General features: G+C 43.5%; 1 pseudogene. It reads left to right on the top strand.

Annotation, left to right across the window (positions count from 1 at the left end):
* A pseudogene (locus ACWHAR_RS30905) lies at window positions 1-335 on the top strand (transposase); the annotation flags it as partial.
* Window positions 336-550: the final 215 nt, after the last annotated feature.

Genomic DNA, 550 nt, shown 5'->3' with positions numbered 1-550 from the left:
AAGGTTATCGAGAGTATGCTTCAGATCCAAATCGATGTAAACAATGTCCATTACTACATACGTGTACAGAAAGTAGAGATCATCGAAAGATGATTCACAGACATATCTGGCAGGATCATTTAGACGAAGCTGATCATCTTCGGCATACGGAAGAGAATAAACAAATCTATGCCAAACGTAAAGAGACGATCGAACGAGTTTTTGCCGATTTAAAACATAAGCATGGCTTGCGCTGGACAACCTTACGGGGAAAGAAAAAATTGTCCATGCAGGCGATGCTTGTTTTCGCTGCCATGAATCTGAAAAAGCTGGCGAATTGGACCTGGAAAGGTCCTAACCGCCAGCCTTCTGATCGAAATAATAGAATAAAATGGACAAAAACAGGTCGGATTTTTAAAATCCGACCTGTTTTGTCAACGGTCTGGCTCCAGACCGGAGCGTCTTTTTTGATCTTCATCACAGTTTTTTATAATAAAAAACGGATGCATCGAGCCGGCCGTCTGCAGATTCCGCGTATTCAGGAATGCGTCCGGCTTCGGCAAAGCCGAGC

It is taken from the genome of Bacillus sp. LR--39, assembly GCF_053613335.1.
Note: the sequence above shows the minus strand (reverse complement) of the source record. Positions and strands in the feature narration are given on the sequence as shown.